The following is a 15,430-nucleotide window of genomic DNA, read 5'->3' on the forward strand; positions in this document are numbered from 1 at the left end:
CCCGCTCTTACTTGTTCAAGTGATCCGCTACGGCTTTGTGCAGTTCTGCGACTTTGGCCTTCTTGTCGACATCGATATTTTCATCTTCAGCCACCTTCAGAAGCTCATCCTTCGTCAATGCTTCGATAACTGGTGCGCCTTGCTTATTATTGGAGCCTCTAAGTTCTTTCGTTCTGTCATCGTCGGAATCCCCAATGTAATAATGCTCGTCCGCCAGGTAGACCTTGTCGCCATCCTGGAGGTCTGTAAAATTCCTTAAAACGCCATGCACTTGTACAGCCATTTCATTCACTCCTTGTTTTAATGTATTCATTTTTTGCACGTAGGCATAACTTGCTTTGCTTTTATTAACGTAGTCGTGATTGACCGTTAAGGGATCTTTGTTGATATAATCTGATTTCTTGAAAAGATCGTTGTGTCCGGGCGTCACGCCTGCGTTATGCAATATGTTTACGGATTCATATATATCAATATCGTCTGTTGGAAATACAAAATACATTTCTTCATGAACGTGTGGTGTGATGCCGAAATAGAGCATGTTCCAAAGCGTCGCGTACATCTCGACTGTCCACTTCTGGAAGCTAGTATCTAAATCTTTCACGAACTGCCATAGCTTGATGCTGTCCCGGTACACCTTCTCGAAGTATTCGGCAGTAGGTCTAGAAATGACATACTGTGCGCCTATGGAGTCATTGTTGATATCCTCGATAGATTGCCTATCCACACCGACAATGTCCGTCATGCCTTTAATTAAGGTTTCCGAATTGGTGCATTGTTTTAAATACTCCAGATTCATGTAGTTATTACAATCAGAGCCATACCAATTATTACTATCAGCAGGCATTCGATCGTAGTCTGGAAGCTGCCTGAACACCATGTCACTGTCCATGAAAAAATAATCGAATGACTCCCTGGCGGGATCTTCAGATAGATATCTGTAAAACAGATACGGTTTAATCGATGGGATATATGCCTTGTCATATCGTTTGTCATCGTACACATGCACTGCCACATCGTATTTCTCTTCGAAGTATCGCACCACGGAATCATTCTCTTTCAGAAATAAAAGGACGATATCAGCCGCCCCATGATTGATGAGGTCTGATACCGCCACTTCTACTTCCCACTTGAACCGATTGTTTGAGGGCTGGCACATGATGTATTTCATGTTGCCACCTCCAATCTATATGCTATTAAACGCCTGCTGCAGTTGTAGTCGTTGTTGTTGTGTTAGGCGTATAAGAATCACCAAGCAGACGCGTGAAGAATGTGTCATCGTTAAACGGTGTTTCGCCAGAGCGTCTGGTATCTGCCATTATTTTCTTAGCCTCAGAGCCTTCCACTTTCATGATACGGCCCTCGATGGAATACTCTCCGAATTCAATTTCGCCTTCTTTCGCTGCGCGCTCTTCTTCCGGCGGTGCGAATAGGACTTTCTTGAATCCGGTCCATCTATAGCTGCCGTCCTTGCGTTCAGACTTGAACCATACTGCGACCGGTTTTGGCTGATGGCCCCAGTTTTCTTCAGAGATTCCTGATGCATCAAACGTTTTATCGAAAATCATTTCTTCAATCTCCGGGGAGAGTTGGTGCAGACCGAGTGTGAGCGTTGGCTCACCGTCTCCGACTGCGGATTCGATTGGTGCGCCATCCGCCCATGCGACTGTGATTTCGCCGCCCGCAGGCAGTCCGACCGTTTTCAGTCCACGCGTTTGAATCGGTGCGCCGTAAGTGGCTGTGCCGCCATCTTCTGTTGCAATTGGTGCAAAGCCTAAATCTTTGATATTAATATACGCTTTCGGTGTCTTAGCTTGTTCCATTAATAATCACTCCTATAATAGTTTATTTCGAAACTTCTTGATTCGCGGTATAGCTGGTGGTCTTTGTCATATTCCGGTGTAAAGCTTGCTGTTTGTGAGTAGTAGTTATCATCCAGAATGTCTGCGATGCGCTCCATGATATCTGCAGTGATTAAACGCGGGTTACCTGACGTGATTGCCAGTGTTTTAAGCAACACATCAACACGCGCCGATTTGGCGTCTGCAATGCGTTTGCCATCTGCATAATCGACTGGCACACCGTTTACGATTGGATTGATTGCGATATACGCAGATTCGACTTCTTGAACATCTGGCATGTCGTTATACATATAATTAGGACCCACATACTCAATGAGCAGCGGGTCATCTTTAATCAGTTCGTAAATATCTCCGAGAATATCCATCCGGTCACGCTCCAATCTGTCTGGCAATGGAATTTTGAACGATTTGTATATATCTCGCCTGATTGGATGCCAGGACGTTTTCTATCTGCCCGTATCCAGCCGGTTTGATGAACTTGCCGCTGCGATCATAGAATCCGTTTTCGACCAGGTGAACCACTCTGTAACGATTGTCTGGACCCTTCCAGTGGATGGTGACAACGCGCTCACCATCTATGGTTTGAGGGTCACTGAATGTCACTTCACTTGCCATTGCGCCGGTGTCTTTGGTTTTGAGTTGAGCAGCATGAATTTTGTTTCTCATGAATGTTGCGCCCTCTTCAAGTGCCTTATCCTTAATCTTTTGTAGGTTCTGTTCGCTGAATATTGATTCCAGGTCTGCAAGCGTTTGTTCGATGCCGTCAACATTGAATGTGAACATTAGCGCTCACCTACGATCTTTATCTGCGGTGTTTTACTGTCATCCGGAGATACGTTTTGAATATTGAATTTCGTCCCACTAAAATAGCCGGACTGCAACTCAAATGAATGGTTGTAATCCGGCTTGAATTCTTTGTAATTGTCACGAATGATGATTGTCACTGTCTTCTTACCTGCCGGAGCAGACAACACAGTGTAATCCTTCGTTGATGGTTCATAATCTTCGCAATAGCACTCATATACTTCTATATACTCTTCTCCGTGCGCTTCAGGACCAGATGAACCGATTTCGAAGAACTTCACTCTGTTATTAAGTGATCGTCTCATCAGGAACCACCTTCTTCTGTAGAGGATGGAAACTTCCTGATGCGGAGGATGTTCTTATCCAATGTCCGCTGCTCTACATCTTCCAAAACGCGCTTATCATAATCCCGCGAAACCATGAGAAATAAGCATATTTTGTATACAGGATATTCCGGATCAGTCTCAACGTACTTAGGAACGCCCGAAGCAAGTAATTCTGCTTCGGCGCTATCTTGTAACATTTCAATCAATCCATCATTCAGAACGCCATCCTCTCGGAGAAAATCTTTAAGTCCAGTCATTAACATTTACATCACCCACTTCAATGCTTCTATGTGCTATTAAACGCCTGCTGCAGTTGTAGTGGTTGTAGTAGTAGTTCCAGCTACATTTGCAATTCGGAATGCAGAGTCAAGTAGACGCTTCTGATCGTACCAAGCAGTAAGCACGAACTTGTAGATGCCTTTGTCCACATCTTTGTCAGTATCGTATGTGGAACCGTCGTAGTTCAGGCGGAAGTAAGTGAATTGGCCGACGATTGGTTTCACGGCACCGTCCATGAATTTTACTGGCACACCCCAGATGCGTTCAGGTGGTGCATTGAAGAAATCGGTCGTACCGTTGGAAAGTTGTTTCGCTACTTTGACAAAATCAGAGTATCTCATTACAACAGATGCCTGTTCGCGGTAATCTTCGTGCAGATCAGAAAGTGCGTTGAGCACCGCATTGTAGATATCTTCGCCGTCCACCTGTGTGATGGCGCCACTCTGATAGAATGACATGTGCTCTTCACCGGCTTTTGGCGTAGTAGTGAGGGCACCGCGCTTTTCTTTGGCAGCTGCAGCAGACTTCAGCCCATTTTCGATGTATGATACCAGGTCGATGTCGGAGCCATGAATAACAGTATCGGAAACTTCAACTTTCAGTTTGGCTTTGAAGCGTCCGAATGTTACGGAGTCACCTTTCGCTTGAACCTCTTTCGCAGTTTGTGTATCCGTGATGAAATCATCGTCGTCAATTGTGAACATGATTCTCGGCATCTCAAGACCCTTGATATTGGACGCTGGAGACAGTTCCCTGAGCTTGTTCGTGACAGTCGGCTCAGTGATTACCTCTTTGATCATGTTTGTAGGAAGAAGGTCTTCCCCACCTGAAGTGTTACCATCCGGAAGTGCATGAAGCAGCTGAAGCGCTTCGTTTGAAGGCTTGCCATAAGTGTCAGGGGCCAGGAGACTTCTGTAGACCTCCGCTTTGGCTTTTACTTTTTTACCTTCGTCATCAAGTTGGGAAAAATCGGACTGCATTTTCTTATTTTGGTCATTCTGAAGTTTTTCAGCATCCTGCAATTGTTCTGAAACAATGTCAAAACGCTGTTCAATGTCCGTAATACGGGATTTTTTCGCCTGGATATCCTCCATAGATACACTAGTATCGTTAGACATTTGGTATAACGCTTCTTTTTCTTTTTTCAGTTGTTGGCCAATGTTATTTCGGTTTTCTTTCATTTCATAAATAGTTGGCATAGATAAACACTCCTATAAATTTATATTTTGTAATTTTGTATCTACTGTCTGCAGATAATCTTGTATTTTTTTGCGTTCTTCATCGGAAATCGTCGCATTTTCAGGTGTTTCAACCATGTTTTTGACCGTTTTCGGGGTCTTTTTGTACGCTTTCATCACATCGTCAGACACTTTTGCAACTGCCTGGTTGGATGAAATCACTTCATCGCACAAACCATATTCCAGACACTCGTCAGCACTCAACCAAGTTTCGGCATCGAGCAGCTGTTGAAGTTCCTCTTCTGAAATCGTAAGCTCCCTTTCCAGGTAAGCCTGATTGGATGATTCGTTGATTCTATCCAGGTCATCGGCCGTTTTTCTGAGCTCTTCAGCGTTTCCAACCGCCATCATCCACGCGTTATGGATCATCATTAAGCTATTTTTCGGCATAAAAATAGTGTCACCCGCCATTGCGATGACACTTGCGATGGATGCAGCCAATGCATCCACATAGATATTTACTTTTGCTTTATGACGTTTCAACATGTTGTAGATTGCGATGCCCTCGAATACCGAGCCACCACCAGAGTTGATGTAGACGTTCAATTCTTTTACATCTTCCAGTTCATCTAACTCATTCTTAAAATCAGTCGCTGTTACGTCTGTGTCGTCCCATTTGAAAGGCATGATATCACCGTAAATCCAAACTTCTCCGACATTTCCATTACGTTTCATTTTGAAGTATTTATTTTTCTCCCTCTGTTGTTCCTTCGGCACTGTTTCCACCTCCCTTCGATGCAAGTCCTCTACGCTCTTCAATCGGTGTATCAATTGGATATAAGTCTCCGCTGATCATTGCCACATCTCCTCCTTCAACAGGTGGTAAATCTTCCAATGCGCGGATTTCATTGATTGTATTGATGCCACTGCGCACTTTCTTGAAGTACACTTCCGCTTGTGTGGATGCATCCCCACGCAGCAGCGCATGCACGTTGAACTTGAAATACATGCCGTTCTTCCGGTCCTGCCTGGTAAGTAGTTTCTTATTGAACTCTTCCTCATACTGCTTACACATCGGAATGATCGTATGCTGCAGGTAATAGCGGTTTAAATCTTCCGTTTTCGAGAAACTCATTGCATTTTCTCCATGTAAAAAAGCCAACGGCATTTGAAAGACGTTGGCCACTCTGGAACGTGTAATGTTTTCTGTTTTTATCAAATCTTCACTAACGTACTTTTTCTCCAATCGATCGATTTTGATGCCGTCGTCTTCAAAAAGAATACCTGCATTGTTTTTATAAAAACTTTTAAAGTTCTCAACAATCTCTGCTTTCTTTTCATCAGTAATTGTCGCACCATATTCAATCTTAAAACTGTCAGGCGTACTCATCTCCTTCATGTTGAACTCTCTGACTGACACATCGAAATCAATCGTGCCTTTAAGCACGGAGATTGGGGAAATGCCTTTCAGTGTTGATGCACCATGAATGTGTTTAAAGTGCAGGATCTCCATTTGATGTATGATCATCTTTTTGTCTGTATTGCCCTTAACAATGTAGTACAAATCCTTTTTATCTTTGTCCATGGCCATCGAAACAATGTCAGAGTTTAATAAATGCAGTTGCACCGCTTGCCCATACACATCACGCTCAATGAATACATACGCATTGCCTTTTTCATTTCGTGTCGTCTCGATTAGATTGATGAAATTATAAGGTGTCGTGTAATTGTTCGGCTGCGTTGTCAGCAAGTCTGCCACATCGTTATTCAACGTCTCATAATTTTGATATAACTTTATCGGTAGGGATGCCATTGTATTCGACAACCGGGTAATTGCACTGAAGATTGTTTCATTGTTTGCCAGTTCAGCGTTTTCGATTCCCCAGAACAAACGATTTTCAAACACTGATAAATCGCTTGAAGCAGTCGTTGTGACTTGCTGCTTTGGACCGCTGTATGCGGTGCTCCCTAATCTCTGTTCTAGTTTTTGCCACCATTTCACTCTCTCACCACCTTTCTAGCCCATCAAATCATCAAGAGAGACAACGCTCATGTTGCCATTGCCTTTTGGTGTGACCAATTTATCGATTGTATGTGCATGACTGTTAAGCAATGCTGCAAAACCATCAATCTTTCTGTATCTGTTCTGTTTGGACGGCAGCAAATTGCCATTGCGGTCTGCCACCAGTTTTACGTTCTTCAAGTACCAATTAAGCACCGGATTGCTATTGTGAATTACTTTGCCTTCGCGGAACATCGTCTTAATATCCTTCAATACCGGGCTCAATGTAATTGCGCCTTGACGGACCACTTGCGTTTTAAAACCCTTGTTTTCCATTTCAGTATTTAGCCTGTAAGCATTTGCAGGGTCGTATGCAATAACTTCGATGTTATACTTCTCCCCCATCTCCTCAAACCATTCGAGCACCAATTCATGCTTGATGTGCGTACCTGGAACAATCGTTAGATGTCCGGCATCTTCCCAAGCTTTGAAAGGAATCTTTTCATTGTCGTATTTCGTTTTCTCTTCTGGAATCCATGTATGAGAAAGCACTGCAATGGATCCATTTGGCAGTGGGAATTCCACACTTGCAGCAGTGAAGTCTTCTGTATTACTCAGATCATATCCGCCGATGCCAGTTGCACCGCGCAGTTCCTCGAAATCGATTGTGCCATCGTTTTTCTTTATTGTGTCGAGATCAAGCAGTGCCATTTCTTCGTTGTTTGCAAAAATATTAAAGCGCTTCGTGATGAAATCTGCACGTTCTTCAGGATCTCTTTTTGCTTTGCGCCATTCCTCTTCCATTTCCTCCAGATTAAGGCTGATGCCCATGTTCGGATTCGCCTTAATCCAATTCTCAGCGTCGTTTATATCATCTTTATCATCCAGTGAAGCCAAATAATAAAAGGTGCGCTCATCATCGAACAATCCATCGAGCACGTCTTTCCCCTGCTCCACCATTTTTACAAGTGGGCCATCAAGCTGATAGCCCGCAGTCGTGATGTAAATCAGTAGTGGCTGCTTCCTGGATTGCCTGGAGTTTTTGATGACGGAAATCAATTTATAGTTCTTGAATTCGTGGATTTCATCAAAGATGCCCAGATGCGTATTGAGGCCGTCCAGCTTCTCGCTATCACTCGCCTGCGGCTCAATGGATGAATCGGTCGCATCGAAATGGATGATGTCCCTAAGCGCACGGAAACGCTTCTGTAGTGCAGGAGAATTCTTTATCATCTTCTTCGTTTCGTCGAAGATGGTTCGTTTGACCTGCTTCATCGAGTTGGCCAGAAGGACTACATCAGCGCCGCGTTCATTATCTTTGGACACGCCGTAGATGCTCGTTCCACTGACGATTGTCGACTTTCCATTCTTTCTGGCCACAAAAATAAGGCCCTCTTTAAAGCGCCTCAACTTTGTTTCCTTATGCACCCAACCAAAAAGAGATCCCAATATGAAGTGTTGCCACCCCTGCATAATAAGTTGGTCGTAGTCCCCTTTTGTAGGCTTGCAGTATTTCTCGATGAACCGAACCGGCCGATGGCCAAGTGCTTCGTCAAATTCCCATTCGTGGTCGTCACGTGCCAGAAATTCCAAATGTCTTTCGCATTCTTTAATTACATATTCTGCAGCCATGATGTTGCCCTTTGCGACCTGCTCGGCGTACCAGGTAGTGAGCAACCTTTTCGAAGGTTTAGCCAGCACCTTCAGTACGCCAGTGGTTGCTTTAGAAGTCGTCGAAGTCGTCGCCATCTTTGTCTGTCACAACCACTTTTTCATCTTTCGGCAGTAGGGCAATCAAATGGTTGCAGGCGGTAGTGTATCTATTAATCATAGTGTTGTAGCTTTTCTGCGCCGGGTGCTCAACCCGCATATTCTGCTTTCCGTTTTTCATGACGTAGGTTGCGCCCTCTCTTTTGATCTTGTTCTTCAGTTCCGAGAGGGTGACCTGCATGAAGGCCGCTTCTTCTATCAAGTTTTGAGCTGCTTCCAGCTTTGTCACATCGATATCGGAGAGGATTTCGTTCCATTTCTCGATAATTTCATCAATCAATTCGTCTTGCTTCTTAGCTGAGAGTTTTGCCAATAGATTCACCACCTTCATCATGTAATTAAAGAATTTGCCTAACCCCCCCTTATGGGAGAAAACCTTCCGCGGTGCGAGCGAAGCGATTGACGCCGCTATTTTAGCGGCTGATCTCACAGTTTTTGGGTAGGGGGGTATTAAATTTTTATCACTCGGACATTTCTTTTTTCTGTTTTGGGTTTTGACTTTCTTTTGTTGTCGTGCTTGTGAATATTGTTGTGGCATGTATGGCAAAGAGAAATGAGATTATCCAGCTGCAATGCTTTTTGGATATCCTCTTCAACATAAACAATGTGATGGACCAATTCCGCAGACTTGATGTCTCCTCTTTCCATACATTTTTGACAAGTATAATTATCTCTTGCCAATGCCTTTGCTCTTGTCAACTTCCAAGCTTTCTTTTGATAGAACCAATCGTACTCCTGCTTATGCCTGACCATCATCAGTCACCTCTATGACTATCAAGATACAGCTACTCTTATCAACATAGCTGATCACATCCTCTCAAGCTTTGGCATAGTGTCTTACTGCATTGAGTAATCATATGCTTCACCCTTTCAGTCTTCGCGCTCTGCTACTGTCAGGCTATCAATGAACGCCTGCCTGGCATCGAGTATCGTATGGATCACTGTGTCTGGTATGTCTGGCCTGGTGTCACTGATGTAGCTGACTACATCTTCCGGTGTAAAGAACACGACATCCACATCATTCTCCGGTACATATACCTTCTCGTAATACTCATCTACATAGTCCAGTACAGTCTCTATCCCTTCGTGGCTCACCGCCACACCTAAGCCGTGGAACTTATTCACTGCATAGGCTATTGCTTCATCCTCATGAGACATACCACCATCCCCTTTGAATTAAGAAAGGCCCACCTGCGTGAGCAAGTGAGCCGGATACCACATATACTATTTATCTGCTGCTTTAATTGTTTACAACCACAGTATAACCCGATTGATATTAAAAAGAATAATCCCTGTCAGACCTTCCATTCCCTCTAATGTTTCCATTTCTTCTTATCCTTCTTTTCTATATCCGATTGCGCATTGAATAATATGATGACGATCTGGTCAATCCGCTTATACAGATTGCCATTGCTCATGTTCAGCAGCACCTTTATTCTTTGCTTACTCTCCCCCTGCTTGAGCAGCTGAAGGATGTGATAGTTCTTATCACTGTGGATATGCGACTCATGTATATCAATGAAGGACACCTCATTGATTAGTTTCTCCAGCTTCTGTCGCTCCTTCTCATTGCGCATTACAATGGATGCGACCTTGTCTCCTGTCTCTCCCTGCGCCTTCGGCATGGCAGACTCGATGCCGTACTGTGCAGTGGATGTACTATCCATCTCATACACTTGAGACTGTATCAGCCTCTTCTTCCAATGATAATCGTTTATGATTTGCCTTATGTCGTTTATCAAGTACAAGGTGCAGCACCCTTTCTACTCTGTCTCTTCTCTATCCAACTCCAGTGCTTCCTGCTCGTCTGCCTTATCCTTCTCCACATAGCCCCGAGCCGGATCATACTCTTGATCTTCGAATACATCGTCATTGATATCGTCCTGGTTATACAGTTCATTCTGCAGATGCTTCAGGCGCTCATGCTGTTCGGCTTCAAACTCGACATCATACTTACTGCGCACCCATTTGTCTTTGATCTGCCCGCTCTTTACAGTGGCATCGAGTGATACATCAAGTCCTGTCCATTCGATAATGAATCGCGTATGCATGTCTGTGAATTCCAGCTTCTTCAACTTCACAGACATGGAATCAATCCCAAATGTTTTGAATATCAGTTCGCTCGCATGGTTAATGTTTCTCATTTTGTTTTTATCGATAATTGCAGTCATATTTATTTACCCCTCTTCATTTTATTTGCAGCCCGTTTATTCGCTGCTCTAATCTTTACGAGTTCGTCATACTCTATGAAGCCGTACTTATCGCCGTATTTAATCGACTTACTGATCCAGATGATATGTTTATCCTTATGCATGTACTCAGTAATCTTGCGTTTCATCTTTGCATCCGGTGTCGCCATGCCTTTGATGTCAATCCATACTTCATAGTCATCATGATACTTCACTCGGAAATCTAACTTGTAATACATCCGTTGTCGCTTCTTGCCGTAATACTCAAAGGCTGGATGGATATTGAGCACTGGCTGTAGCTCTATCTCTTTGATGTATCCCGCCTTTTGTTTAAGCAGCAGATGTTCGTAGTATTCAGCTTCGACCTTTGAGTCGAACTTGATGCCGTCGACTGTTATCTTTTGTGCGCCGTATTTGGTCAATGATGTCACTCCTTCAATGTTTTCAGATATAGTATATCCAATCGGGCTGATCCACCATGAACGCTACTGCCATCTGTGTATTGCACATAGGGTGAATCATGTCCATGTCCGCAGCAAGCATTCATCACTCTAGGTAATGTGCCGAGACATCCGTCGTGTCCTTCTGGTGTGTTAGTCAAGCCACAATGCCCACATGAACGATTAGGGTCATAAGCAACCGGTATATCATTGTCTGCGTAAGCCCATATGCCATCGTGTGTCTGATATATCTTATGGCCTCGGTGTTTGTCCATTACTATCCCTCCTATTCACTCACAGATGTTTTTGTTTCGTTGCCATCTAGCATAAAGACACTGACTGATCGCGCTTCATTTACCTCTTTGACAGCAGCACATGAAATGTTTAACTTCTTCAAGTTTTCATCATTGGACTCGATAACCATCCATCCGCGTTTAACTGCATGGTATTCGCTGTCGGCTTCTACATACGTACTGTACGGTTGCATAACCAGCGGCATATCTTTCATTTGGCAATCAAAGGTTACTTTATAGATTTTCATTAATATCCACTCTCCAATCGTTGGAAGTTTATAGCATTCTTTTTGTCATACTGATCAATGATGTCCTGTTCGGTGAAGCCGTAATGTTCAAGGACTTTAAGCACTATCATCAACTTCATTGCGATATCATCGTTATTTTGTAATTGTTCCAATGCTTCGTCATCCACAGGTAAATCATCAAATCCTTTAGCATAAAGGCAGTGAGTATTTTTCAACGCAGCTGGCGCACCACTTTGCTTGTTCCAATGCAACATTAGGAAGTGGATAACGTCTATCGCTTCATCCAGCACTTGATCCAAATCAGGTGCTTTGTCTTTCCAATACTTCCAGATGTCCGTACATTCGTTGATAAACTCGGATACCTCGACGTTTAATGCTAGAGAGTGCTTATGAATAAAATTGTTTTTCCACTCTTTATTCGTAATGTCTTTAGATTTCTTTATCTGCAGATCCAACTTGTTCTGCTGTTTAAGCAGATACCTAATCGATTTAAGGCTTAACGTGAGTGTCATTTATTTTGTCCCTCCTACATTTTTAAGTGGTGGATAAGTGGTTGATTCTTCGATTACAACGCTATCTGCATATGCTTTCGTTTTCTCCGGATACGTCGGCCCTGGTTCTTTCGCTTTCTTGGCTGAACATTCATCGCAAAACCAATTCGAGAAGGAATGCGGCATTTCTGCAAGAAACACTCTGTCGCAATTCGATTGAGCACAGAACACAGGTTTTAATTGATTGATCGGTGTGTGCGGTTTCTCGCCATACCGAATGGATTCGGCTTTCTGTTTCCGTTTCGGGTTAGACGGTCGTTTGGATTCGTTATCTAGGGAATACATCAAAGCATCCATAGAGTCATTTAAACGCTCTCTACGCTCTTCTTTATATTCCGGGTATAAATGTTCATCCAGACGTTCTATTTCACTGGACAACATCTCTATTTGATTTCTGCGGTTAAGTTCTTCATTTTTCCTCCAAAGCGTTTGTTCCAACATCTCTATTTCGTCCGGTTCTTTCTTAGATATCAAAGGCACTATATGCTTTTTGAAAATGTCGGTTTCGAAAATGAGTATCGTTATCCATAAAAGTGCGCATAATACTCCAGCTAGTATTTCAGTCATTCGCGCCACCTTCTTTCATGCCTGCGTTTGATGAGCATCGTTTGTATTTCAGATGCGGTTAGAACAACGGCAGTGATAATGATTGCGACTAGCGCGATGAATACGAGTGTAATGAGCGCGGTCATTGATTAGCCCTCCAGTCTTCCAGTTTATTTTCTTTGTTGTGGTATGCCGGCTCCTTAAAGTCCAGAAGCGGCAACCCCTCTTTCCGGCGGTAATTATTGGCAACACGGTACATGGCGGATATCGTGAATTCTTTCGAGAACGCCCAGAACTTCTCTTGATCATCCGTCATTTCTAATTTTCCGGAATCGACCAGGTAGTAAATAATATCCTTGTATATCGTGAACGTTCGAACAGCAGCGGCATCATCACCCTGGAACTTCCTGGCTGATTCTATATGTCCGTTAAAACTGTTGAGTAACTCCAGGATGCTCATCACCGTCCCTCCTAATATATTTTTTGGATATGCTTATAGAATTTAAGGTTTGCCGTGCCGCGGTCCCCGTCTTTATTTTTAGCAACAATCAACTCTAATGGACTTGGCGCGCCGGGTTGTGCATTTTCCTCATCGTGATAGTAGTCATCCCGGTACAGCATCATAATCATGTTCGCATCTTGTTCCAATTGGCCGGATTCTCTTAAATCGGACATCATCGGCCGTTTGTCTTGGCGCATTTCGACACCGCGGTTGAGTTGGGCCAGCGCGATAATCGTCACGTTCGGGAACTCCTGTGTAATGATTTTGAGTTCTCTGGACACCTGTGACACCTCTTCATACTTGCTTTTGAGTTTTTCATCCGGTTCCATCAGCTGCAGATAGTCGATGATGATAAAGCCGGTTTTGTCTTCCGGTATATTATTGGCCATTTTACGGATCATATTCGGTGTGACGACTGCTTCCTCTACGATCTTCATATCCTTGTTGTAGAAAATATCAATCGCGCCCATCACCTTATCTACCTCTTCGTTGCTCATCAGCTTCACCGGCTCTTTAAATTTGTACAGACCGACGTGTGAGATTGAAGAAAGTAACCGCTGGGTCATGTTTTTCACTGTGGATTCGATTGAACAAAATATGACTTCTGAACCGCTGTCTGCCAGGTTCTTTCCGAGTTCCAGTGCAAAAGCTGTCTTTCCCATGCTTGGACGTGCTGCCACTACATTCAGCTGCTGCATTTCAAAGCCGCCGATGATATCATCCAGTTCCTTGAATCCGGTCTTCATGATGGCGCGTTTCTCTTCAGAGGTGAGGTCGCCCATAATTTCTCTTAGAATTTCAAACTTTTGATCACTGTCTCCGAAATCGAGTTTATTCAATGCTTCAATGCGCTTGCTTAATTTAAGTTGACTTTCAGTGGTTGGGTCTTGCTGGTACTCATTCACTGCTTTGGCCACTTCACGTTCTACGAATTTAAGCAGGACGAACTTCTGATCAGTCAGATGTTCTGCAGAGGAACCGGAAGCGACACCATAGTTGATAATCGTTTGAATGAATTCGACATCCCCATATTTCTGTTTATTGCGGATGGATTCGGTCACGAGTTTTTCTTTGTTGAAGTCCGGGTCGCTCATTATTTTTTTGGCAATCGCTTGGTGGCGCTGGTCATAGAACCATGAAGGATCCAATTTAAGCTGATTTTTTAATTCCGGGTATTGCAGTGTGCGGGAAAGGACTTGTGTCTCATGGTGTGCCAGTTCATCAAGTATCGGTTCGCTCGTAAACATCTTTCCTCATCCTTTCCTCCATTGCTGCCAACTTCTTTAGTTTCTCTTCACGTTCCGCACGCTTCTTCGGGTCCGCCATTTCTGCAGCGACGCGCTCGCGGTCTTCTTTGATGGTCATATCCACTTGCTGATGCGGTTTATGTTCTTTGACCAGGACATCGGCCAGTGCTGGTGGGTAAGGATTACCCTCCGAATACTCCATCAGTTTGCGCTTAGTCTTTTTGTAGTCACCCTTCATCAGTTTCATCAGCCAGGTCTCATTGAATTTATCAAAATTGTTTCTGTTGAAGTTTGGATAAAGGATATATATTTCGTGCAGTATCTCTTTCGCTTCGTTCGCACTCATTCTCCGTACCTCCTCTGTAATTCTTCATCGGATAGGTTCCATACGTCAGCAAGGGGATCTTTGCCCGCTTTAGATGTCGCCCTTTTTTTATCAGCTGCATTGATTTCTTCAAGAGTATATGTGCCTGCCTTATCCCAATTCTTGAAAATACCGTTGATATACCAGTTTTCTTTTTTGTCATTCTCCTTACCAATTTCATACGCTTTAAGAATTGCTTCTTTTGTGAATCCTTTATCTAGTTTTTCTTCAAACGACTCGACAACTGACGGTCCTGTAATGGTTGTATAATGTTTTTCGTAATAATCAACCAAATCTCTGATATCTGTCTCTCTCTGCGGCTTTAGTTTTTCTTTTTCTTTCTCTTTAGTTTCCTTTTTCTTTAGTTTAGTTTGTTCCATAGACTCACCAAGGGGCTTATAAGGGGCTTGCAAGGGGCTTATAAGACGTATCTTTTTATCATCATCTTCAATGACAGCCGCTTGTTTGAGGTATTCTTTTATAAAATCCTCATGTTTCACTTCTTTGAGGGCAGCTGCGATATGCTTCAATACATTCGGACTTGAATTCCAGTTGTGCTTCACCCAATTGATGAGCATGATTTCTTTGGTAGTATCGTTGTATTGAATCTTTCCGTATTCGATAAATCGATTGAGTAATTTATCAACGGTCTCACGGTTGTAACCTGTTTCTAATTCGACCACTCTTTTTGGTAATTCATATATGCCGATCTGTGAGGTTTTCGAATTCGTCATCAGATACAGATAAAAATATTTCTCTTCCGGAGACAGATCCAGTACAAACGAATCTTGCCAAAATGAGACGTGCACGAATCTGTGTTTGCTCATGTCTT

24 protein-coding genes are annotated in these 15,430 nt (G+C 43.4%); all 24 read right to left on the reverse strand.

Annotated features, from left to right (window positions below):
* Positions 1-7: 7 nt before the first annotated feature.
* The 24 genes from ACKRAT_RS09265 to ACKRAT_RS09380 all read right to left on the reverse strand — a co-directional run bounded on the left by ACKRAT_RS09265 (position 8) and on the right by ACKRAT_RS09380 (position 15,425).
* Positions 8-1,168, reverse strand: a complete 1,161-nt coding sequence (locus ACKRAT_RS09265) for a hypothetical protein (RefSeq protein WP_411842170.1) — start codon at positions 1,166-1,168, stop codon at positions 8-10.
* Between the two features lie 25 nt (positions 1,169-1,193).
* On the reverse strand, positions 1,194-1,820 hold the full coding sequence (locus tag ACKRAT_RS09270; RefSeq protein WP_411842171.1) for a major tail protein: 627 nt from the start codon (positions 1,818-1,820) through the stop codon (positions 1,194-1,196).
* The gene (locus ACKRAT_RS09275) at positions 1,820-2,224 is read right to left on the reverse strand and encodes a hypothetical protein (protein WP_411842172.1); all 405 of its coding nucleotides are present in this window, start codon (positions 2,222-2,224) and stop codon (positions 1,820-1,822) included. Before ACKRAT_RS09275 ends, ACKRAT_RS09270 begins: the two co-directional genes overlap by 1 nt.
* Before the next feature lie 4 nt (positions 2,225-2,228).
* Positions 2,229-2,642 carry an HK97 gp10 family phage protein gene (locus ACKRAT_RS09280; protein WP_411842173.1) on the reverse strand — a complete coding sequence of 138 codons (414 nt, stop codon included), beginning with the start codon at positions 2,640-2,642 and terminating at the stop codon, positions 2,229-2,231.
* Entirely contained in the window at positions 2,642-2,968 is a 327-nt protein-coding gene (locus tag ACKRAT_RS09285) for a hypothetical protein (RefSeq protein WP_411842174.1), read from the reverse strand. Before ACKRAT_RS09285 ends, ACKRAT_RS09280 begins: the two co-directional genes overlap by 1 nt.
* Entirely contained in the window at positions 2,968-3,246 is a 279-nt protein-coding gene (locus ACKRAT_RS09290; RefSeq protein ID WP_411842175.1) for a head-tail connector protein, read from the reverse strand. Before ACKRAT_RS09290 ends, ACKRAT_RS09285 begins: the two co-directional genes overlap by 1 nt.
* A 39-nt stretch (positions 3,247-3,285) precedes the next feature.
* Positions 3,286-4,467 (reverse strand): phage major capsid protein, encoded by a 1,182-nt coding sequence (locus ACKRAT_RS09295; protein WP_411842176.1) that lies wholly within the window; start codon positions 4,465-4,467, stop codon positions 3,286-3,288.
* Between the two features lie 12 nt (positions 4,468-4,479).
* The gene (locus ACKRAT_RS09300) at positions 4,480-5,181 is read right to left on the reverse strand and encodes a head maturation protease, ClpP-related (protein WP_411844437.1); all 702 of its coding nucleotides are present in this window, start codon (positions 5,179-5,181) and stop codon (positions 4,480-4,482) included.
* 10 nt (positions 5,182-5,191) lie between these two features.
* Positions 5,192-6,448, reverse strand: coding sequence for a phage portal protein (locus tag ACKRAT_RS09305; protein ID WP_411842177.1), 1,257 nt, complete (start codon positions 6,446-6,448; stop codon positions 5,192-5,194).
* 15 nt (positions 6,449-6,463) lie between these two features.
* Positions 6,464-8,197 (reverse strand): terminase large subunit, encoded by a 1,734-nt coding sequence (locus tag ACKRAT_RS09310; RefSeq protein WP_411842178.1) that lies wholly within the window; start codon positions 8,195-8,197, stop codon positions 6,464-6,466.
* Positions 8,172-8,540, reverse strand: coding sequence for a hypothetical protein (locus tag ACKRAT_RS09315; protein ID WP_411842179.1), 369 nt, complete (start codon positions 8,538-8,540; stop codon positions 8,172-8,174). Before ACKRAT_RS09315 ends, ACKRAT_RS09310 begins: the two co-directional genes overlap by 26 nt.
* Before the next feature lie 128 nt (positions 8,541-8,668).
* On the reverse strand, positions 8,669-8,974 hold the full coding sequence (locus ACKRAT_RS09320; protein WP_411842180.1) for an HNH endonuclease: 306 nt from the start codon (positions 8,972-8,974) through the stop codon (positions 8,669-8,671).
* 114 nt (positions 8,975-9,088) lie between these two features.
* Positions 9,089-9,376, reverse strand: coding sequence for a hypothetical protein (locus ACKRAT_RS09325; protein ID WP_411842181.1), 288 nt, complete (start codon positions 9,374-9,376; stop codon positions 9,089-9,091).
* A 155-nt stretch (positions 9,377-9,531) separates the two neighbouring features.
* Complete coding sequence (locus ACKRAT_RS09330; RefSeq protein WP_411842182.1) at positions 9,532-9,885, reverse strand: hypothetical protein; 354 nt, start codon at positions 9,883-9,885, stop codon at positions 9,532-9,534.
* A 96-nt stretch (positions 9,886-9,981) separates the two neighbouring features.
* The gene (locus ACKRAT_RS09335) at positions 9,982-10,389 is read right to left on the reverse strand and encodes a hypothetical protein (protein WP_411842183.1); all 408 of its coding nucleotides are present in this window, start codon (positions 10,387-10,389) and stop codon (positions 9,982-9,984) included.
* Positions 10,390-10,391: 2 nt separating this feature from the next.
* Positions 10,392-10,829 (reverse strand): DUF1064 domain-containing protein, encoded by a 438-nt coding sequence (locus tag ACKRAT_RS09340; RefSeq protein ID WP_411842184.1) that lies wholly within the window; start codon positions 10,827-10,829, stop codon positions 10,392-10,394.
* A 304-nt stretch (positions 10,830-11,133) separates the two neighbouring features.
* Complete coding sequence (locus ACKRAT_RS09345; RefSeq protein ID WP_411842185.1) at positions 11,134-11,334, reverse strand: hypothetical protein; 201 nt, start codon at positions 11,332-11,334, stop codon at positions 11,134-11,136.
* A gap of 53 nt (positions 11,335-11,387) precedes the next feature.
* Positions 11,388-11,900 (reverse strand): dUTP diphosphatase, encoded by a 513-nt coding sequence (locus tag ACKRAT_RS09350; RefSeq protein WP_411842186.1) that lies wholly within the window; start codon positions 11,898-11,900, stop codon positions 11,388-11,390.
* Positions 11,901-12,506 carry a hypothetical protein gene (locus tag ACKRAT_RS09355; protein ID WP_411842187.1) on the reverse strand — a complete coding sequence of 202 codons (606 nt, stop codon included), beginning with the start codon at positions 12,504-12,506 and terminating at the stop codon, positions 11,901-11,903. It lies immediately after the preceding gene.
* Positions 12,503-12,631 carry a hypothetical protein gene (locus tag ACKRAT_RS09360; protein WP_411842188.1) on the reverse strand — a complete coding sequence of 43 codons (129 nt, stop codon included), beginning with the start codon at positions 12,629-12,631 and terminating at the stop codon, positions 12,503-12,505. Before ACKRAT_RS09360 ends, ACKRAT_RS09355 begins: the two co-directional genes overlap by 4 nt.
* Entirely contained in the window at positions 12,628-12,945 is a 318-nt protein-coding gene (locus tag ACKRAT_RS09365; protein ID WP_411842189.1) for a hypothetical protein, read from the reverse strand. Before ACKRAT_RS09365 ends, ACKRAT_RS09360 begins: the two co-directional genes overlap by 4 nt.
* An 11-nt stretch (positions 12,946-12,956) precedes the next feature.
* Entirely contained in the window at positions 12,957-14,234 is a 1,278-nt protein-coding gene (locus ACKRAT_RS09370; protein ID WP_411842190.1) for a DnaB-like helicase C-terminal domain-containing protein, read from the reverse strand.
* The gene (locus ACKRAT_RS09375) at positions 14,209-14,580 is read right to left on the reverse strand and encodes a hypothetical protein (protein WP_046790564.1); all 372 of its coding nucleotides are present in this window, start codon (positions 14,578-14,580) and stop codon (positions 14,209-14,211) included. Before ACKRAT_RS09375 ends, ACKRAT_RS09370 begins: the two co-directional genes overlap by 26 nt.
* Positions 14,577-15,425, reverse strand: coding sequence for a DnaD domain-containing protein (locus tag ACKRAT_RS09380; RefSeq protein ID WP_411842191.1), 849 nt, complete (start codon positions 15,423-15,425; stop codon positions 14,577-14,579). The genes ACKRAT_RS09375 and ACKRAT_RS09380 overlap by 4 nt, the downstream gene beginning before the upstream one ends.
* Positions 15,426-15,430: the final 5 nt, after the last annotated feature.

This window comes from Salinicoccus sp. HZC-1, from assembly GCF_046736035.1.
Lineage (GTDB): Bacteria > Bacillota > Bacilli > Staphylococcales > Salinicoccaceae > Salinicoccus.